Source organism: Mesorhizobium sp. M8A.F.Ca.ET.181.01.1.1, assembly GCF_004792025.1.
GTDB lineage: Bacteria > Pseudomonadota > Alphaproteobacteria > Rhizobiales > Rhizobiaceae > Mesorhizobium.
Map to the genome: position 1 here is coordinate 17,542 of NZ_SRTV01000019.1, position 18,634 is coordinate 36,175.

20 protein-coding genes and 2 pseudogenes are annotated in these 18,634 nt (G+C 64.2%); 11 read left to right on the top strand and 11 right to left on the bottom strand.

Annotated features, from left to right (window positions below; translation table 11 throughout):
* The first annotated feature begins 23 nt into the window (after nt 1-23).
* Nucleotides 24-515, top strand: a complete 492-nt coding sequence (locus EN824_RS32390; protein WP_127871063.1) for a hypothetical protein — start codon at nt 24-26, stop codon at nt 513-515.
* 227 nt (nt 516-742) lie between these two features.
* Here EN824_RS32390 and EN824_RS32395 read toward each other — a convergent pair whose 3' ends face one another.
* Entirely contained in the window at nt 743-1,405 is a 663-nt protein-coding gene (locus EN824_RS32395) for a response regulator transcription factor (protein ID WP_127871064.1), read from the bottom strand.
* Nucleotides 1,402-2,793, bottom strand: a complete 1,392-nt coding sequence (locus EN824_RS32400) for a sensor histidine kinase (protein ID WP_127871065.1) — start codon at nt 2,791-2,793, stop codon at nt 1,402-1,404. The genes EN824_RS32395 and EN824_RS32400 overlap by 4 nt, the downstream gene beginning before the upstream one ends.
* A gap of 167 nt (nt 2,794-2,960) precedes the next feature.
* Between EN824_RS32400 and EN824_RS32405 the strand changes: the two genes are divergently transcribed.
* Nucleotides 2,961-3,302, top strand: a complete 342-nt coding sequence (locus EN824_RS32405; protein WP_056585458.1) for a hypothetical protein — start codon at nt 2,961-2,963, stop codon at nt 3,300-3,302.
* Between the two features lie 8 nt (nt 3,303-3,310).
* Entirely contained in the window at nt 3,311-4,012 is a 702-nt protein-coding gene (locus EN824_RS32410) for a phosphatase PAP2 family protein (RefSeq protein WP_127278298.1), read from the top strand.
* A gap of 296 nt (nt 4,013-4,308) precedes the next feature.
* On the opposite strand, the gene EN824_RS32415 is transcribed toward EN824_RS32410, so the two are convergent.
* From EN824_RS32415 to EN824_RS36340, 3 genes and pseudogenes are all read right to left on the bottom strand, one after another.
* Nucleotides 4,309-4,935 (bottom strand): DNA-3-methyladenine glycosylase, encoded by a 627-nt coding sequence (locus EN824_RS32415; protein WP_127278297.1) that lies wholly within the window; start codon nt 4,933-4,935, stop codon nt 4,309-4,311.
* Nucleotides 4,914-5,294, bottom strand: a complete 381-nt coding sequence (locus EN824_RS32420) for a nuclear transport factor 2 family protein (RefSeq protein WP_127278296.1) — start codon at nt 5,292-5,294, stop codon at nt 4,914-4,916. The genes EN824_RS32415 and EN824_RS32420 overlap by 22 nt, the downstream gene beginning before the upstream one ends.
* Before the next feature lie 135 nt (nt 5,295-5,429).
* Nucleotides 5,430-5,819 (bottom strand): annotated as a pseudogene (locus tag EN824_RS36340) (LysR substrate-binding domain-containing protein); the annotation flags it as partial.
* Between EN824_RS36340 and EN824_RS36345 the strand changes: the two are divergent.
* A pseudogene (locus tag EN824_RS36345) lies at nt 5,817-6,143 on the top strand (zinc-binding dehydrogenase); the annotation flags it as partial. The pseudogenes EN824_RS36340 and EN824_RS36345 overlap by 3 nt on opposite strands.
* 33 nt (nt 6,144-6,176) lie before the next feature.
* On the opposite strand, the gene EN824_RS32435 reads toward EN824_RS36345, so the two are convergent.
* Nucleotides 6,177-7,037: an ATP/GTP-binding protein gene (locus tag EN824_RS32435; protein WP_135862927.1), complete on the bottom strand. Its 861-nt coding sequence runs from the start codon at nt 7,035-7,037 to the stop codon at nt 6,177-6,179.
* A 113-nt stretch (nt 7,038-7,150) separates the two neighbouring features.
* On the opposite strand from EN824_RS32435, the gene EN824_RS32440 reads away from it, so the two are divergent.
* Both EN824_RS32440 and EN824_RS32445 read left to right on the top strand, forming a co-directional pair.
* A complete protein-coding gene (locus tag EN824_RS32440) occupies nt 7,151-7,951 on the top strand; it encodes a helix-turn-helix transcriptional regulator (RefSeq protein WP_135862925.1) in 801 nt (266 codons plus the stop codon).
* A gap of 110 nt (nt 7,952-8,061) precedes the next feature.
* Nucleotides 8,062-9,438: an adenylate/guanylate cyclase domain-containing protein gene (locus EN824_RS32445; RefSeq protein WP_127871069.1), complete on the top strand. Its 1,377-nt coding sequence runs from the start codon at nt 8,062-8,064 to the stop codon at nt 9,436-9,438.
* Between the two features lie 83 nt (nt 9,439-9,521).
* On the opposite strand, the gene EN824_RS32450 is transcribed toward EN824_RS32445, so the two are convergent.
* The 3 genes from EN824_RS32450 to EN824_RS32460 are packed head-to-tail and all read right to left on the bottom strand — an operon-like array spanning nt 9,522 to nt 11,820.
* Nucleotides 9,522-10,349: a lipo-like protein gene (locus tag EN824_RS32450; protein ID WP_135862922.1), complete on the bottom strand. Its 828-nt coding sequence runs from the start codon at nt 10,347-10,349 to the stop codon at nt 9,522-9,524.
* Nucleotides 10,350-10,405: 56 nt separating this feature from the next.
* Nucleotides 10,406-11,350, bottom strand: a complete 945-nt coding sequence (locus EN824_RS32455; protein ID WP_135921768.1) for a CHAD domain-containing protein — start codon at nt 11,348-11,350, stop codon at nt 10,406-10,408.
* Entirely contained in the window at nt 11,347-11,820 is a 474-nt protein-coding gene (locus EN824_RS32460; protein ID WP_135862918.1) for a CYTH domain-containing protein, read from the bottom strand. The genes EN824_RS32455 and EN824_RS32460 overlap by 4 nt, the downstream gene beginning before the upstream one ends.
* Before the next feature lie 91 nt (nt 11,821-11,911).
* On the opposite strand from EN824_RS32460, the gene EN824_RS32465 reads away from it, so the two are divergent.
* The 4 genes from EN824_RS32465 to EN824_RS32480 are packed head-to-tail and all read left to right on the top strand — an operon-like array spanning nt 11,912 to nt 15,625.
* Entirely contained in the window at nt 11,912-12,613 is a 702-nt protein-coding gene (locus tag EN824_RS32465) for a CerR family C-terminal domain-containing protein (RefSeq protein WP_135862916.1), read from the top strand.
* A complete protein-coding gene (locus tag EN824_RS32470; protein ID WP_135862914.1) occupies nt 12,610-13,563 on the top strand; it encodes an HlyD family efflux transporter periplasmic adaptor subunit in 954 nt (317 codons plus the stop codon). The genes EN824_RS32465 and EN824_RS32470 overlap by 4 nt, the downstream gene beginning before the upstream one ends.
* Nucleotides 13,560-14,480, top strand: a complete 921-nt coding sequence (locus EN824_RS32475) for an ABC transporter ATP-binding protein (RefSeq protein ID WP_135862912.1) — start codon at nt 13,560-13,562, stop codon at nt 14,478-14,480. The genes EN824_RS32470 and EN824_RS32475 overlap by 4 nt, the downstream gene beginning before the upstream one ends.
* Before the next feature lie 8 nt (nt 14,481-14,488).
* Nucleotides 14,489-15,625: an ABC transporter permease gene (locus tag EN824_RS32480; RefSeq protein WP_135863014.1), complete on the top strand. Its 1,137-nt coding sequence runs from the start codon at nt 14,489-14,491 to the stop codon at nt 15,623-15,625.
* A 30-nt stretch (nt 15,626-15,655) separates the two neighbouring features.
* Here EN824_RS32480 and EN824_RS32485 read toward each other — a convergent pair whose 3' ends face one another.
* Together EN824_RS32485 and EN824_RS32490 are read right to left on the bottom strand one after the other, a co-directional pair.
* The gene (locus tag EN824_RS32485; protein ID WP_135933101.1) at nt 15,656-16,633 is read right to left on the bottom strand and encodes a threonine/serine dehydratase; all 978 of its coding nucleotides are present in this window, start codon (nt 16,631-16,633) and stop codon (nt 15,656-15,658) included.
* A gap of 291 nt (nt 16,634-16,924) precedes the next feature.
* Nucleotides 16,925-17,248 carry a hypothetical protein gene (locus tag EN824_RS32490; protein ID WP_127280438.1) on the bottom strand — a complete coding sequence of 108 codons (324 nt, stop codon included), beginning with the start codon at nt 17,246-17,248 and terminating at the stop codon, nt 16,925-16,927.
* A 174-nt stretch (nt 17,249-17,422) separates the two neighbouring features.
* On the opposite strand from EN824_RS32490, the gene mbfA reads away from it, so the two are divergent.
* Nucleotides 17,423-18,406 (top strand): iron exporter MbfA, encoded by a 984-nt coding sequence (gene mbfA / locus EN824_RS32495; protein ID WP_127280439.1) that lies wholly within the window; start codon nt 17,423-17,425, stop codon nt 18,404-18,406.
* Nucleotides 18,407-18,634 lie beyond the last annotated feature (228 nt).

Consider the following 18,634-nt stretch of genomic DNA (forward strand, 5'->3'; position numbering starts at 1 on the left):
CGGCTCAATCGACGGAGTTCAGGATGCACGGATCGATAACGGCCCGTTGTTGCCGGCTGGCTTTCGGATCGGCGGCGCTTCTGGCGCTGACCATCGCTCCCTATGGAATTGCCTTTCATGGCTTCGTGCCTGGAATCGAGGCCGCGACCGCACTCGCCGGCAAGGGTGGGGGTGGCAATGACGGCGGCGGTGGCGGTGGGAATAGCGGCGGCGGAAACGGCGGCGGCAACAATGGAAACGGCAACGGCGGCGGCAACAACGGCAACGGAAATGGCGCTGATAACGGTGGCGGCAATTCAGGGTCCGGCAAGGGCCAGAGCGGGAAGAGCAGCCATGTCAACGCCATCACCGGCGACGAGATCGACGTGGACGGCAACAAGATTACGGTTCAGCACCCCGACGGCATAACGGAAAAGATCGAGAACGGCCGTTTCAGGATGAAGGATGCGCTCGACCGCACGATCATCGACCGCCCGGCCACACCGGCCGATGTCAGCCGCCTCAAGGCCCTCTGAACCTTGGCCTTCTGAAATCTCGGCCTTCTGAAATCTAGGCCTTGTGAAGCTGGTCAACAGGCAACGACCAGCTTCACACGTCACCTCCGCCGCCCCCCGGCGGAGGTGACCTCGTTTTCGCGCTGTGTTCCAATGCTGCGATGACTTGGAGAATTCCAGGGAAAGCACGTAGCGCTTTCCCTGGCTGCGTTGCCGTAAGTCGGCGATTCCAACGACGCCGAACCGCTCTATGAGAAGTCCCTCTCGCGGTCGCGAAACTCGCGCATCATGAGGGCAGCCTCGGTGCGGTTCCGCACGCTGAGTTTCGACAGCACCCCCGTCATGTGGTGCTTGACGGTCTTCTCCTGCAGTTCCAGGCGCAAGGCAACTTCCTTGTTGCTCAGTCCTTCCGCCACCAGCCGCAGGATTTCGGTCTGTCGGCCGGTGAGTTGCCGCAGCCGGTCCGCCACGCCGTTGGTGGGCTGCAACGACTGCACATCGGAAAGCAGCCGGGCCGACAACATCGGCGAAAGATAGCTTTCGCCGGCCGCCACGTTGCGCAGGATATCGGCAAGCGAGCGCGACCCGACTCCTTTGAGGATATAGCCGTGCACCCCCGCGTTCAGGGCCTTGGTCACGTCGGCATTGGCCTCCGAAACGGTCAGCATGACGATCTTCTGGGCGGGATGGTCGGCAAGGATGCTTGCAACCGCGGCCAGGCCGCCGCCGGGCATGGAAATGTCGAGCAGCAATATGTCGGGCTGCACGGTCGAGGCGATGCGTTCCGCGTCCTGCGCGGTAGCCCCTTCTCCGACCACCTCGAAGCCTCCGATCTCCGACAGGCTGCGTGTCACACCCTCGCGGAAGAGAGGATGGTCGTCGACAATGGCGATGCGGATGGCGCCCATTATGCTTGCTCCTCGACCGAAAAACGGATCACCAGTTTCGTGCCCTTCGGCCCCGTCAGGGTTTCGAACTGTCCGCCAATGCTTTCAACCCGCTCCCTGAGGCCGGCCAGCCCCAACCCCTCGGCCCGAGCCGGATCGAAGCCCGGCCCGCCATCCGACACTTCGACGAAAAGCCGGCCATTCTTCATTCCCGCACGCACCGCCTGATCCTTGCCCCGTCCGTGGCGGTAGGCATTGTTCAGCCCCTCCTGCACGAAGCGATAGACACTGATCTTCTCAGAAGCGCCGGGCTCGGGCAAATGTTTGGGCAGCGTAAGCGTCACCGACGTGCCCGTCCGGTGCTCATGTTCCTCGACGGCCAGCCGCAACACGTCCGCCGCCGCCGCCGTTTCTATCTGCGGCAGCACCAGGCCGGTGCAGATGCCGCGAATCTCGCGCATCGCGTCCTCCAGCGTCTTGCGGATCATGGCGACCTCGGTCGAGCGGCCTTCGCTGCCATGGCCGTCGCCGGTAAACACCGGGCTGTCCATGCGCAGCGCCGCCAGGGCCACGAGCTGGGCCGGGCCGTCATGCAGGTCGGCGCCGATCCGGCGCAGGTATCGTTCGTTGAGCGCGGTGGCGCGGCGGGACGCCCGCTGCACGCGCTGCCGCAAGGCGCTGTTCTGCGTCACCAGGCCCTGCAGTTCCGACACCTGGCGGCGCAGCGCCCCGCGCTGGTCGTCGATGGTGCGGCTGGCGCGCAGGACGATGCCCGACAGAAGCAGGAATGCCGTCAAGGTGGTGCCGGCCACGATCAGCCAGCTCGACAGCAGGGCGGAAGCCAGGGTGGCCTTGAAATCGCCGGCGAGCTCGTAGAATTCGGTGACGGCGACCACGTCGCCGGACCAGGGTTCGCGCACCGGATTGTAGATTTCGAGCAACGGCACACCCGCGGCCCGCTCCTTGTCTTCGTCCTCGTCGAACGTATCGAACTGGGCCATGACGCTACCCTGGAAGGCGGAACGCAGATTTTTGTTCAGCTCGAAGCGGCGGCCGATCAAATCCGCGTCCTTCGCGTAGAGCACCGTGCCGTCGCGGCGCCAGAGCCTGAACGACGCCAGGCGTTTGCCGAGCGCGCCCTGGCCGAGTGTCTCGTCGAGCGCCTGTTTGACGGATTCGCTGAGCTCCTCGCTCTTGCGCAGGTCGGGCAGCAGCGGCGCAATCACACTGTCGACATAAAGCGCCGTCGTGGCGGCCGAATTGCGAATGACGCCGTCCCGGATCTGCGTCGTCACCCAAGTCCCCACGATCAGCATGACGACCAGCAGCCCAAAGCCGCCGGCAACGACGAATTGCAGGGCAAGGGAAAGCTCGCTCCAGCGCCGCGCCAAGTTCTGAAGAATACGAATCATGGTCCCCTGACCGCCCTTCTATCGATATGCTGGGCGATTCCAGCACATTGAGCTTCAGTCTCGCCGTTGCCAAGACCTTCGTTGCAACGACCTCGCTTGACGTCTCGGCGCGCTTCGGAAACAAGGTCCGCGATATCAGGCGAAAGCCACTTCGAGGGGGACGGACGTTGAGTTTTTCGGGATTGCTGCAGCTGGGTTTTTCAACGGTGATCTTCCTGCTGGCGGCGACCGCCGCCAAGCAATGGGGACTGGCGCCGAGCCTGGGCAAGATCCTGCTGACGCTGGCGCTCTATTCGCTGGGCAATCTGATCATGCTGCGGCTGATCCGCGAGTTCGGCATGTCGGTGTCGTTCAGCCTTTCGGCGGTCATCCAGCTGGTCTCGGTCAATGTCGTGGCGCTGGTGTTCTTCGGCGAGCGCGTCAACGCGCTGCAGGCGACCGGCATCATGCTGGCGATCGCCGCCGTGGCGCTGATCACCCTTGGGCCCTATCTGCAAGGGCGGTTATAACCGTGCCGATGAAAAACGCTGCGAAAACGCTGCTCAACCGGGTCGAATTCCCGGTGCTGCTGGCCGGCCTGGTCATCGCTGGTGGGCTGTGGGCGTTCGAGGAATTGATGGAGGTGGCACGGGCCACCACGCCGCACGCCTTCGATACCGAAATCCTGCTTGCCTTCCGCCAGCCGGGCCAGCCCGGCGTTCCCATCGGTCCATCATGGCTGGAAGGGGCGATGCGCGACGTCACCAGTCTTGGCAGTACCAGCGTGCTGGTGCTGATCACCACGGCGGCGATCATATATCTGCTTTTGATCCGCAGGCGAGGCACCGCGCTTCTCATCTTCGTTGCCGTGGCGGGCGGCCAGCTCCTGTCGAGCCTGCTGAAAGTCGGCGTCGACCGGCCACGCCCGGAACTGGTTTCGCATCTGGTCAACGAGACCTCGCTCTCCTTCCCGAGCGGCCACGCCATGCTGTCGGCGGTGACCTATCTCACGCTCGGTTCGCTGGCGGCACGCTTCCTGCCAGGCCGAACCACCAAGGTCTACGTGTTGTTCCTGGCGGTGCTGACGACGGTGCTGGTCGGCGTCAGCCGCGTCTATCTGGGCGTCCACTGGCCGTCCGATGTGCTGGCGGGCTGGTGTGCCGGCTTCGCCTGGGCGATGCTATGCTGGCTGGTGGCGAGGATTCTGCAACGGCGCCAGGCGGTGAGCGACGATGCCTGACCTCGCCGTCAGATCAACCTGTTGATGAGGTGCCCACCACAGCCCGCCAGGGCCAAAGCCATTGGTAGCAAGCCTGCTGATGTCATCAAGATCTTGAAAACGTTCAACCTCGTTATCCCCTGCCCCGAATGTGCGGCACCTTAGGCTGAAATCCTCGGAAAATATCGAGAAATGGACAATCAGGCGAAGACGCTAACGTGCCGCAAGCGTCAAGCGGCCGCTGGTGACCTATGCCGCGTCGATCGGCGATGCGCGGGCGCAGCTGGCGGGAAAACAAGAGGCGGAGCAACCGTCGCTCAACGGTTGAGCGATGCCGGGCCGCTGACGAAAGGACTTTCCTTCAGGTAAAAGCGAAGCAGGCGGTCCGCGTCCTTCGAAATGCCGATCCTGATGCCCTGTCCGATCGCGCCGGCCTCGAATTCATCGTGTGCAAGCCATAGCGAGCCTTCCCGGCAAAGGTCGAGCCCGTCGAGCGATCGATCGATCCGCAATGCCGCGGCCAGCCTTCCGGGCCCGCGCGCCAGGTCGCGCAGGCGCTCGACGCCACGGTTCAGCCGCATGATCTCGATGCCTTCCAGCGGTTCCAGCGCCCGGATCAGCACGCCGGTTCCCGTGCCTTGCGCCTCGCTCGAAACGTTCAGCATGAACGAGATGCCATAGGCGAGATAGACATAGGCGTGCCCGCGCTCGAGAAACAGCGACCGGTTGCGCTCCGTCATCCCTCGAAAGCCATGCCCGGCGGCATCGCCGGCGACATAGGCTTCCGTCTCGACGATCCGCCCGCTGACCCTGCCGTCGGGCAAGTCGCGCACCACCAGCTTGCCGATGAGATAACGGGCAAGGGCGGCCGTATCGTCCGGCAGTTCTTCCCGCGCGAGCGGTGGATGATTTGTCGAGCGGTTCACGGGATCCGTTCGACCCATTGCGCGCGCGAAGGTCCGGGTTCGAACGGATCGCCGAAATACTGCGTCTCGCGGACCACCTTGCCGTCGAGGAACTCCATGATGCTGACCGTGTAGGACGGCCGCCCGTCATAGGTCAGGACATATTCGGTGACCCAGAGGTCACCGGTGCCTGTGATGCGGCGCACGATGAAGCGCTTGCGGTTCGGCTGCGCGGCGCGGGACGACTGGATGTTGCGCCGCCCGCTTATGCGCTCGCCCGATTGCGGATAGTCGAGCACTGCGTCCTCCCGGTAGATCTCGTGCTCAGCTTCGAAGTCGCTGGTGTCGGAAGCGGCCCAGTGACGATCCAGGGCCGCTCTGATCTCTCGGTCTTCCATCTCGAACTCCTTGGCCGCCGATGCCGGGCCGTCATACCATATATGCCTGCCTAGAGCGGACCTTCGAGATTGCGCGGAACGGCGTTCGCAAAGCCAGCCGAGGCGCCGCCGGCCGCGCCTATCGATCATTTTTCATTAGACATCCGCATGGCGCAGGGCATTGGCGATCACCGCGAAGGCGGGCGAGTTCTGCCGGCGGGTCGGATAGTAGAGGTAATAGCCCGGGAACAGCGGGCACCATTCGTCGAGCATCAGCACCAACCGGCCCGACCGAAGCTCGTCGGTCACCAAATTCTCCGGCACGTAGGCGATCCCAAGTCCGCTCACGGTGGCGTCGATCATGGGGATCGTCGAATTGAAAGTCAGCTGTCCGTCGACGCGCACCCTCAGCTCTCGCCCGTCCCTGGCGAATTCCCAGGCGTAGAGGCCGCCCGAGCGCGACTGCCGGTGGTTGATGCAATCGTACTGGACGAGGTCCTGAGGCGTGCCGGGCGCCGGATGCCGGGCGAGGTAGTCAGGGGAGGCGCCGACTCCGTGCTCGAATGCGTCGGCACGCAGGAATCGATGAAGCAGGCGATCGGGTCGACCCGCAAAGGCGGCTATGTCTCCTATGTCGGCGTTCCCCACCAGGTGCAACTGGATGGGCAGCAGCTGTTCTTCGCCCATGTGCACCTCCATGGCGGCCCGGCGCCGGTGCGCCGTTACCTGCCCGAACTGATCGCTCTCGTCACCGAGGGCAAGATCAATCCCGGCAAGGTCTTCGACCTGGTTCTTCCGCTCGAACAGGTCGCCGAAGGCTACAAGGCCATGGACGAGCGCCGCGCCATCAAGACGCTGCTGCAGGTGTGAGCGCCAACGCTCCTGGAGCGGCCGGTATGGCTCTCAATCGATCTTTAGCGCCGCCACCTCGCCCTCGTTCATCAGCGGCACATAGAGGATCGACTTGCCGTCGGTGCCGATGTCGGCGCTGCCCGGCTTGAAATGCACCACCGCTTCCGGCGCGCTGCCGGTCCTGTATCGGTACAGCGTGCCGGTCATGTAGGCGGTGGCATAGATGGTGTCGCCCAGCGCGATGACGCCGTCGAGGTCGGCGAATTTCTGCGCGCCCGCCAGCGGCGTCACCGTCTTGCTGGCGAGGTCGACCGCCAGCAGCCCGCCCGGCTCGACCGTGCTGAAGTCGGGCTTGATGCCCTTGCCCCAGGAGGCGACGATCAGCCTGTTGCCATCGGCGAAGACGCCGTTGGGTGCAGCGAGCATGGCGTCCCTGACAAACAGCTCCGGTCTGTCGCCGTCGATACGCCAGATCGTGTCGGCCAGCATGTCGGTGACATAGACCTTGCCTGACTGGTCCGACGTCATGTCGTTCAGGAAGACGGCATTCGGGATCACGATGCTGGCGATGAGCTTGCCGCTGGCGAGGTCGACGACGCGGACCTTGGTGATGTCGGCGACATAGAGCTTGCCGCCCGCTATCGCCATGCCCTTGGGCGCGTCCATGCCGTCGGTCCAGTGCTGGGTGACGATCTTGCCCTCCGTGGACAGCACGCTGAGATAACCAATGCCGTCGGCGTCGCCCGGATTGCCTGATATGTTGGAAACGATGATGCGGTTATTGGCGGCGTCGAACAGCGCCGATTCCGGCTGTTCGAGGCCCGTTGCCCGCCAGAGTTCTCCGGCCTGGGCCGGCGGTGCGGCCGCTATGCCGATGGTGGCGATAAAGGCTGAGGTGACGAAGATATTCATGACTGCTCTCCTTTGATGTCGGCGAAGAGCTAGGCTTTTCGATACTTTTCGGGAAGCCAGATTGCCACTAGTATCGAATACCGATACGAAACCGACGGCAAGAGGTGCATCCCATGAACGGTCTGGTCTTCGAGGCGCTTAAGCGGACGCTGAAGGCGAAGGGCGTCACCTATCGCGAGCTTGCCGAACGCATGGGCGTTTCCGAGCCGACGGTGAAGCGCATCTTCCATGAGAAGAACTGCAAGCTCGACCGGCTGGTGGAGATCTGCGCCGCCGCCGGCGTGGAACTGGAAAACGTGCTCGGCTCGATGAGCAGGGGGCCGGGGCCGGTCAACCACGTCGCGCCGGAGATCGAGCGCCGGCTCGCCGGCCGTCCGGCGCTGCTATTCGTCTTCGTCATGCTGTCGGAAAAGTTCACGCCTGAAGGCATCATGCGCTCGCAGGGCCTGAGCGAAGCCTCGATGTTCCTCTATCTGCGCGACCTCGAGCAGCTCGGCCTGATCGCGCTCGGCCGTGGTCTGTCGGCGAAATTGCTGGTCGAGACGCCGATCCAGTGGAATTTCGAGGGGCCGCTCAGGCCGTTGTTCGAGATGACCAACAAGAATTTCATAGGTTGGGCGATCACCCATATCGAGAAGGAGGCGACCTTCGTCAGCTTCTCCAGGCGGATGCGGCCGGAGACGGCGGAAATGGTGCGGCGCGAGGCCGAGGAACTGGCCGACCGCGCGAAACTGCTCGCCCATCACGACCAGCACACCACGCCCGAGGACGGGTTGGTCGGCTACAAATGGACGTTCGCCTTCGGCGCCACGCCGTTCGAGGCGATCATGCCGATCGGCCCGCATCCGCGCGACGCCGGGGCGTTCGATCGGCCCGCCGCTCCTGCAAAGGGACGCCGCCCGTTACCGGCCTGATACAGAAAACGAAATCACATTCATGATAGAGTTCGCGCACTGATTTGTCAGATTGTAGAAGGCGGGTTTGCCGAATGCGTGACACGTCCCCATGAAATCGAAGTGATCCTATGTCGACCGCGCCAACACTTGAACTTCGCCGCTATTCGCGCCTGAAAAATTTGCGGGCGCGCGCAGAACGCCAGGGTGCTGCATTACAGTTCTGGGCGCGTACGGCATCGCTCGCCGTGATCTCCTGCTTCTTTTCATTGACCAGCCGCTGGGATGCTTCGCTGCTCTTCGTGCTGGCGGGCCTCGTGCTGTTCCAGCTTGTCGGCCTGATCCAGTTTCTCTTTGCTCGCCGTCGTACGGCGCGATGGTGGATCGGTTACCTCACCGGTACGCTGGACATCATTCTGTTGACCGTTCTGCTGATAACGCCCAACCCGTTTTCCCTCGAGGTCGCGCCGGCCGCGATGCAACTGCGCGAGGGCAGCTTTAAATACCTGCTGATTTTCGTATGCCTTGGCGCTCTGACCCTTTCGACACGATTGGCACTCTATCTCGGCGCGCTCGCGGCCCTGACATGGGCGATCGGGGTGGGATGGGTGATTTCCCATCCGGGAACCGTAATTCCGGCGACGAACCTCTATTCGCTGCCAATGACAGAGCGACTGAACCTCTATCTCAACCCCAATTTCGTCGATACATTCGCGCAGGCGACCAACGTGTTGGTCGTGCTGATTATCGGCGCGATCATGGCGCTGGTCGTCTTTCGTTCCCGACATCTGTCGGAAGACTATGTCAAGGCAGAGCGCGCCCGCGCCAATCTCGCCCGGCATTTTTCGCCCAATGTCGTCGACCAGCTCGCCGCCGATGACGAGCCCTTCGGCCCGGTTCGCCGGCAGGATATCGCGGTGCTGTTCGCCGACATCGTCGGCTTCACACACTATTCCGAGGATCATCCGGCCGAAGCAGTGTTCGAACTCCTGCGTCAGTTCCACCGTCGCATGGAACAAGTCGTTTTCGACCACCGTGGCACCGTCGATAACTATATCGGCGATTGCATCATGGCGACATTCGGGGTTCCGCAAGCCAGCCATGACGACGCGACTCGGGCCATCCAGTGCGCTGAAGCGATGGTCGCCGCTCTCGAGGACTGGAATGTACAGCGTGTGTCCAGGGGATACCCGCCGCTGGACGTTCGGATCGGTGTACAATATGGCGCAGTGGTCATCGGCGCGGTCGGCAGCGAGCGCAATCTGTCCTTCGCGGTGGTGGGCGACACCGTCAACGTCGCCAGCCGTTTGCAGTCGCTCTGCCGTGAGCTTCAGGCGAATATTTGCTTTGGGTCACGACTGATTGAGGCAGCGAAGGCGGAATCGCCCACGACACCGTTGAATGCGCGCGATCATGGACCGATGAGCATCCGCGGCCGGGACGAACCGGTCCATGTCTGGGTCGAACGCAGAGCCGAAAACCAGGGTGTTGTTGCGGTTCCGGCGTGACATAGGCCGCCATGTGAAACGCTGCACCTCGGCAGGATAGCGGTAGGCCGCGCCAGGCATGTCCTGACCTAGGCGGAAAGCCATCACGTGTCCTTCGCGGTTGCGCCAGCCTTTGCGGCTGCGGCGTCCGTGCTTGCCTTGTCGTCCCAGGTCACGGCCCTGTAGTCGAAGCCGTATTCCAGCGTCGGCTTGACGATGCGGAAAAACGGCGACAGGTCGAAATCGCGCGGCGTGTAGAGCGAGTGATGGCGGATGTGCAAGATTTCCCTGCGCATATAGGTCGACTGCGCCGAGGCGCGGCCGGGCGCGCGGGATATCTCGGGCAGGATCGGATAGCGGATCTGGCCGTAAGCCTCGGCAATCAGCGTCGAGCAGATCGCCCGCGTCGGGTCGCCGGAGCCGAAGGCCAGCATGCGGCGGCGCCAGCGCACCGGCACCGGCGGCGTCGGCATGAAATAGCGCAGCATGTCGAAGATGTTCTTGAGGTCGTATCTCAGGCCGAGCTTGCTGATCATGAAGGCGACGACCTTGTCGCGGTCTTCGGGTGCCAGGCCGCTCGCCCGGCAGATGCGGGTATTGTAGGTCCGGTACCGCGACAAGGGTACGGCGACACAGCCTTCGCCGAGCGTGACCTCGATCAGCCGCCTGCGTTCCGAGCCGTCATCCGGTTCGGCCAAAGCATCGCCGACATAGAAGGCCGCATGCGACCATGTCGACTGGGTCAGATACTTGATCGCCGCCGAGATCTTCTGGTTGCCTTCGATCAGCAGGACGTCGCCCGGCTCCAGCGTGCGGCGCAGTGTTTCGGCGTCGGAAGGCGTGTAGGGCTCGTATCCCGAGGATTCTTCCTGCAGCCGACCGGCAAGCCAGCGGCCCAATCGATCCAGAAGCATGTCGCCAGGCTCGGTCATCGGCTATGGCGATTACCACAGGCCGGTGCCCGACGGCAAAGCATGTTCGGTCCGGATCAGCCGGTGGCCGCAAGTGCGCCGGCGTCTTCGGCCGAGCCGGCAAGATCGTCGCGGGCCTTGCGGGCAAGCTTTTTCGTCGAGCGCTTGGGGCTGTCGCCAAACAGTTCGGCCGCCTCGGCAAGGCACGTCTTCTTCAGGCTCTTTTCCGAACGCTTGAGCAGCTTGCCGAGAAGTTTCGTATCCTCGGGCGGTCCCAGCGGCTCGTCGTCCGCCTCGAGCAACGCACGCATGACGAACACATCATGCAGTTCGCCGAGACGTTCGCCCAGCGCATCGACGGCCTTGCGCCGCGCCTTGATCGGGGTCGGCCACAGCCTGCCGAGCAGCGACAGGTGCATGCCATGCGTCTTGGCCGCCTTGCGCAGGTCGTGGAAATCGCCGGCCTCGCCGTGCGAGCCGGCCTTGTCGAGCGCCTTCCTTGCACGGCGCAAGGTGGCGCGGGCGCCTTCGGCAAGCACGTCGGCGGCCTGCTCCGGCTGGTCGGGCAGGGTAAGGGTTTCGATGCGCTTCATGCCGTCTTCGCAGGCGGCGGCGGCCGCGCCGATCGCGGCCCGCAGCCCGGCGCCTTCGTGCAAATCATGCTGGCGTGCGATCAGCCGGTCGCGCACGGCATCGAGCCCGCCATCGGCGCTTTCCCTGGCAAAGGCCGCCGCCAGCCGATCGATGGTTTCGATCAGAGCTGTCGCTTCACGCGGGCCGGCAAGCAGCGCCGCCACATTGCGATAGCATTGGTTTTCCGTGGCACAGAACGTTTCGTCTCCGGAACGAACGAGGCGCAACAAGGCGCGCGCGCTCTTTAGCCGCTTGCGGCATTTGTGTAGCCCCTGTTCGGGCCGAGTGCGCGCCACGTCCAGATGTTGCAGGGCCTTGCCGATTTCCTCGGCAAGGATGCGTCTGACCTCGCCGGTCAGCGGCAGGCGCGGGTCTATGCGAAAGCTCATGCGGCGATCTCCGGTATCCCCCCGAGGGCGAGCGACGCGTTGTAGAACATCTGTTCACCGGTGACTTCACGGCCGAGCCAGTCCGGCAGCATTTCATCCGGAACGTCTTCCGGAGTCTCCAGTTCGGCCACCACAAGTCCCGCCAGTGCGCCGCCAAAGACATCGACTTCATAGAGGTAGCCGCGATGCCTAACATGGTGACGTGTCTTCTCGATGACACGTCCGATGGCGAAGTCCAGCATCTCCACCGCCTCCGCCAGCGGGATCGGATATTCGAATTCGTCGCGCTCGCGCGCGCTGCTGCCGAATTTGAGCGTCAGCTTGGCCGAGGCGCCATCACTGATGCGGATGCGGACGGTTCGTCCGGGTGCCGTGGCGAGATAGAACTGGAGAATGCGGATATCCGCTTCCACCAGGTCCCGCCACGCGGGGCTGGAGACCAGGAACTTACGCTCGACTTCCTTGCCCATGGCCGCGCACTAAAGCGTTTGCCGAAGGCGATGGCAAGACGGCACCGCACACAAGTTGACTTTAATCAATCGATTGATTAAAGTGCTTGTCATGATCAAGTTGTCGGACGCCAAGCCGCCCCGCCACGCGACATCCCCGGCTGAGCTAACGCGTGCCGCGCTCGTTCGGGCGGCGCTGAAACTGTTCGGGCGGCAGGGCTTCGACGGCACCTCGACGCGTGAAATCGCCGCCGAGGCGGGGGCCAATATCGGCTCGATCGCCTATCATTTCGGTGGCAAGGAAGGTCTTCGCGCCGCTGCCGCCGACTTCATCGTCGAGACCATTCAGGCCGTCGCCGGTCAGGCGCTCAATGAACAGGCCGCGACGGCTGGCGACCCGGAGGCGGCGCGCGCGCAGCTGTTCGCGGCCCTGGAACGGATGGTCGGCTTTGTCGTGGCCAGCCCGCAGGCCGGGGAGATCGTGCAGTTCGTGCTGCGCGAACTGTCGCATCCGACGGCGGCGCTCGACCGCATCTATGACGGCGTCTTCGAGCCGGCGCATCGCCGCCTGTGCCTGCTCTGGGAGCAAGCCACCGGCGAGCCGGCCGAGAGCGAACGGACCCGGCTCACCGTGTTCACGCTGATCGGCCAGGTCATCTATTTCCGCATCGGCCGCGAGGCGGTGATGCGCCGCATGGGCTGGCAAGACATCGGTGCCGCCGAGGCCGCCAAGGTGGTGGCGGCCACCACGGACAACCTCGGCGCCATGCTGGCCGCCCGAAAAGGGGTAGGGATGAAGGGACCAAGACAATGAGCTTCCTGTGTTCGCTGCCGCTCGCCGCCCAGCTGTTCGGTGCCTGCGCCCCGGCGGCACCGCTCGCCGTCGGTTATGTCGAGGGCGATTATGTGCTGCTGGCGCCGATCGAGGTGGCGCAGGTCGAGACGGTGACGGTGAAGCGCGGCGATCGCGTCACGCCGGGAGCCACCGTGGTGACACTCGAAAATGCCGATGCCAGGATCGCGGTGGCGCAGGCGCAGGCAAGCCTCGCCCAAGCACAGGCGCAGTTGGCCGACCTGCAGGTCGGCAAGCGGCCCGAAGAAATCGCCGCACTCAAGGCTCAAGTCGACATGGCCAAGGCGCAGGCAGACGACGCAAGACGCAAATACGCTCGCGCCGCCGATCTGTTCAAGCGCGGCACCGGCACCCAGGCCGACTATGACACCGCCTCGGCGACGCTGGAAACCGCCAACGCCCAGGTCGGCCAGGCCGAGGCCAATCTCGCCGTCGGCGGCCTGCCGGCGCGCGCCGAGACGATCAAGGCCGCCGACAACCAGGTCAAGCAGGCGCAGGCCGAACTGGAGCAGGCGGTGTGGCGCCTCTCCAAGCGCACGCTCGCGGCCCCTTCGCCCGGCCGCGTCAACGACGTCATCCGCAATCCCGGCGACACGGCGGGCCCGACCGCGCCTGTCATCTCGGTGCTCCCCGACGGCGCGGTGAAGCTCAGCGTCTATATTCCGGAAGCGGCCTTCTCCTCGGTCAAGGTCGGCAGCCTGCTCAGCGTCCATTGCGACGGCTGCGGCCCGGACGTGAGGGCGCGCGTCAGCTATATCTCGCCCGATCCCGAATTCACCCCGCCGGTGATCTACTCCCTGGAAAACCGGCAGAAGCTGGTCTACCTCGTCGAGGCGCGGCCGGAGGGCGATGCGGGGCCGCTGCAGCCCGGCCAGATCGTCGATGTCGATCTCGCGGATATGGGAAAATGAACGCCATCGACGTCCGCGGCCTGGTCAAGCGCTTCGGCGACAAGACCGTCGTCGACCATGTGACCATGTCGGTCGCCGAGGGCGAGATCGTCGGCTTCCTCGGCCCCAACGGCTCGGGCAAGACCACCACCATCCGCATCATGTGCGGCCTGCTGACGCCGGACGAGGGCGAAGGCACGGTGCTGGGTTTCAACATCCGCACGGACTCGCTCAGGATCAAGCGCGAAGTCGGCTACATGACGCAGAAATTCTCGTTCTACGAGGATCTGACGATCGGCGAGAATCTGGAATTCGTGGCGCGGCTTTACCGGCTGAGACCGGTCGAGGAGTATGTCGCCCGGACATTGGAGGAGCTCGGCCTGGCGACGCGCCGCAACCAGCTGGCCGGCACCTTGTCCGGCGGCTGGAAGCAGCGGCTGGCGCTGGCCGCCTGCATCATGCACAAGCCGAAGCTGCTTCTGCTCGACGAGCCGACGGCCGGCGTCGACCCGAAGGCGCGGCGCGAGTTCTGGGACGAGATCCATCGCCTGGCCAGCGGCGGGCTGACCGTGCTGGTCTCCACCCACTATATGGACGAGGCCGAGCGCTGCCACCGCATCAGCTACATCTCCTACGGCAAGATGCTGGCCACCGGCACCGTGGCCGAGGTGGTGAAGAACGCAGGGCTGACCACTTTCGTGGTGCAGGGTCCGCGGCTTGACAAGGTGGCCGAAGCGCTTGAGGGCCGCGCCGGCGTCGACCAGGTGGCGCCGTTCGGCGCCACGCTGCATGTCGTCGGCTCCGACCGCAAGAAGCTTGAAGCAGCGCTTGCCGATGTCGAGAGAGAGCACAAGGGCGTGACCGTGACGCCTGGCGAAACCAGCCTCGAGGACGTCTTCATCCAGTTCATGTCCGGTTCGAAGGACAACATGACATGAAACATGGCATGAACAGCGTCTTTTCCTTTGCCCGGCTCGGCGCGCTGCTGATCAAGGAGTTCATCCAGATGCGGCGCGACCGCATCACCTTCGCCATGATGCTGGGCGTGCCGCTGTTGCAACTGGTGCTGTTTGGCTTCGCCATCAACAACGATCCCAAGAGCCTGCCGACGGCGCTCGTTGCCATCAGCAACGACCAGTATACGCGCGCCATGGCCTCCGCCCTCCAGATGACGGGTTACTACCACTTCGACTTTGTCGCGCAGAGCGCCGCGGAGGCCGAGGAACTGATGGCCAAGGGCGCTGTCTCTTTCGTGGTGACGATCCCCGCCGATTTCGCCCGGCGGGTCGAGCGCGGCGACAACCCGCAGATCCTGATCGAGGCCGACGCAACCGACCCGTCGGCGGCGAGCGGCGCCGTTTCGACATTGAGCAAGGTGGCGAGCCAAGCGCTGCTGCGCGCGCAGGGCATGCAGGCGGCGGCCGCTGAAAGCGCCAGGGGGCAGCTGCAGGTGGTGGTGCACCAGCGCTACAATCCCGAAGGCATCTCGCAATACAACATCGTGCCTGGCCTGCTCGGCGTGATCCTGCAGATGACCATGGTGATGATGACCGCCATGGCGCTGACCCGTGAGACCGAACGCGGCACGATGGAAAACCTTTTGGCGATGCCTTCCAGCCCGGCCGAGATCATGCTCGGCAAGGTGCTGCCCTTCCTCGTCGTCGGCGCGGTGCAGGTGGCGGTGGTGTTGACCGCGGCGAAGCTCCTGTTCAGCATCCCGTTCGTCGGCTCGCTGACGCTGCTTTTGTCTGCGGTGCTTGTCTTTGTGCTGGCGCTGGTGCTGCTCGGCTACACGATCTCGACCATGGCAGGCTCACAGATGCAGGCGATGCAGCTCACCTTCTTCTTCTTCCTGCCGTCGCTGCTGCTGTCGGGCTTCATGTTCCCCTATCGCGGCATGCCCGGTTGGGCGCAGGTGCTGGGCGAGATCTTTCCGCTCACGCATTTCCTGCGCGTCACCCGGGCGGTGATGCTCAAGGGTGCCGACTTCCATGCGATAGGAGCCGAGGTCGGCTGGCTGGTGCTGTTCGTGGGGGTGTTTGCAGGCACGGCTCTGCTCCGGTTCCGCCGCACGCTGGATTAGAGGTTAGGGGCCACCGAATGACCGACGCCTCTAAGCCGCCGCCATGATCTCGGCATAGGTGCCGAAATCGACATTGCCGCCGGAGAGCACCACGGCGACGCATTTGCCGGCAAGGTCTATCTCGCCCGACGACAGCGCCGCCAGCCCGACGCAGCCGCCGGGCTCGACCACCAGTTTGAGATGGGCCATGGCGTCGCGCATCGCCTGCGCGGTCGCTCTATCGGAAACCGCAATGGCGCCGGCGAGGTTGCGGCGGTTGATCTCGAAGGTGATGGCGCCCGGCTCGGCGGTGAGGATGGCGTCGCAGATCGAACTGTAACCCGGCTCGTTCGAGACCCTGGCGCCCGCTGCCAGCGAGCGGCGCGTGTCGTCGAAATGCTCGGGCTCGACCGCCCAGATCGCGGTGCCGGGCGAGGCATCCTTGACCGCAACGGAAATGCCGCTGGTCAGGCCGCCACCGCCGCAGGGAATGACGACCGCGTCGAGCCTGACGCCGAGCGCCCGCGCCTGCTTCACCAGCTCCAGTCCGATCGTGCCCTGGCCGGCAATGATGGCCGGGTCGTCGAAGGGCGGCACCAACGCCATGCCCTTGTCCAGATAGGGACGGACCACCGTCATGCGGTCGTCCTTGAAACGGTCGAAGGGCACCACCTCCGCTCCCATCTTGCGGACATTGGCGATCTTCATGTCGGGCGCATCCGCCGGCATGGCGATGACCGCCTTGACGCCGAACATGGCGGCGGAAGCCGCCACCCCTTGCGCATGGTTGCCCGAGGAAAAGGCGACGACGCCACGGGACCGCTCTTCCTCGCTCAGTGACGACAGCTTGCTGTAGGCGCCGCGGAACTTGAACGACCCGGTGCGCTGCAGCGTCTCCGGCTTGAACAGGATGCGGCCGCCGAAGCGCCGGTTCAGCTCCTGCGATTCGAGCAACGGGGTCTCGACGATCAGGCCATAGAGGCGAGCGGCGGCGGCGTGGATGTCGGCGATGCCGGGAGGGATGGTCATGGCGGGTCCTGGTGATGCGATCCGGTCATGGTGCACGGAAAGGCTTGCGCGATGCCAACGAAAAAATGTGACAGGGACAAAGTTGGTGAGTCAGAACGGCGGGCGGTGCTGCCCCTCACCTGCCTGCCGGCATCCTCTCCCCGTATAGTGACAGGGAGAGGGGCGCTTGCCGCCGAGGTCAGCTGTTTTCTCCCCGTCACTATACGGGGAGAAATGCCCGGCAGGGCAATGAGGGGTGGCGCTAGCCTTGGCAATTGGCCGCGTCCTGCCCCAAGGGCCCTTAGCCCAATCCTAACCCAGCAACGTCCGCTGCCGTTTGCTCCCGCCCAGCTTGCGCCAGCCGTTGAACCGATGCGTGGCGGCGGCGAACGAGATCTTCATCTGCTGGGCCACCGTATAGCGTGACTTGCCTTCGTCGAACATGCGGTAGCAGCACTCGACGCCTTCCTCGGTCAGCTTGCCGTCCGGCGCCTTGTTGTGTGGATTGGCGGGGTCGAATTTCTCGACCTGCTGCTCGACCAGGCCCTTCAGGCGCTGCAGGTCGGCCTCGATGCTGGCGATGAGATCGAGGACCGGTTTCGGATCATAGGCGTGCGGAGGCGTCTTTGCCGTCATCAGCTCGTTCCTTTTTATGGCTTGGCTCCAGATATAGGCGAACATTCACTGATAATGAAGAGCGATACCCAGACCGGGGCTTCAACTATTCTTGAACCGCCGGCCAAGCGCGCGATTGACCACGGACGCCGTAAACCTTAGTTTAGAACCATTCTAAACTAGGATGATTTTCTCATGCTTTCCCGTGTTTTCGGCTTCGGCCGCCGCCCCTTCGAATCGCTCTCCGAACAGGAGATCCTGGCGCTGGCCATTTCATCGGAGGAAGATGACGGGCGCATTTACCGGGCCTATGCGGACGGGCTGGCCGAGACTTTCCCGCAGTCGGCCAAACTGTTCGAAGCCATGGCCGAGGAGGAAGACGGCCATCGCGACTCGCTGATCGAACTCTTCCGCAAGCGCTTCGGCGAGCGCATTCCGTTGATCCGCCGTGAACATGTGAAGGGCTATTATGAGCGCAAGCCCGACTGGCTGGTGCGGCCGCTCGGCGTCGAGGCCGTGCGCCGCCAGGCCGAGGCGATGGAGCGACAGGCCTATCTGTTTTATGTCGAGGCGGCCAAGCGCACCACCGACGCCTCGACCCGCAAACTGCTCGGCGACCTGGCCGCGGCCGAACAGGGCCATGAAAGCTCGGCTCATGCGCTGGAGCAGACGCACGTACCGGGCGATGTGAAGGACGAAGAGGCCGCCGCCGAACAGCGTCAGTTCATCCTGACCTACGTGCAGCCCGGGCTGGCTGGTCTGATGGATGGATCGGTCTCGACGCTGGCGCCGATCTTCGCCGCCGCCTTTGCGACCCATGATACCTGGCAGACCTTTCTGGTCGGGCTGGCCGCCTCGATCGGCGCCGGCATTTCAATGGGCTTCACCGAGGTCGCTTCCGACGACGGCAAATTGTCGGGCAGGGGCTCGCCGGTAAAACGCGGCATCACCACCGGCGTCATGACGTCCGCGGGCGGGCTCGGCCACGCGCTACCCTACCTCATCCCGCATTTCTGGACGGCCACCGCCGTTGCCGCCGTGGTGGTGTTCTTCGAATTGTGGGCCATCGCCTTCGTCCAGAACCGCTACATGCAGACCCCGTTCCTGCGCGCCGCCTTCCAGGTGGTGCTGGGCGGCGCCCTGGTGTTCGCGGCCGGCGTGCTGATCGGGAATGCGTGAGGCGCGCTTCTTCCTTCCCCCCTTGTGGGGGAAGGTGGCCTCGCGAAGCGAGGTCGGATGAGGGGTGTTCCAGGGAACACCAACGTGTCACTCCGCTGGAACACCCCTTGTGTGTTTGGAATCGTGCATTGTTGAGGGTGCCACGGACCAGGTGCTTGCCTGATCCGTGGCGGCGGTCGAGAGCCCGTCACCCCTCAGGTGGCTTAAACCGTGGATGAGCTGGGGCCC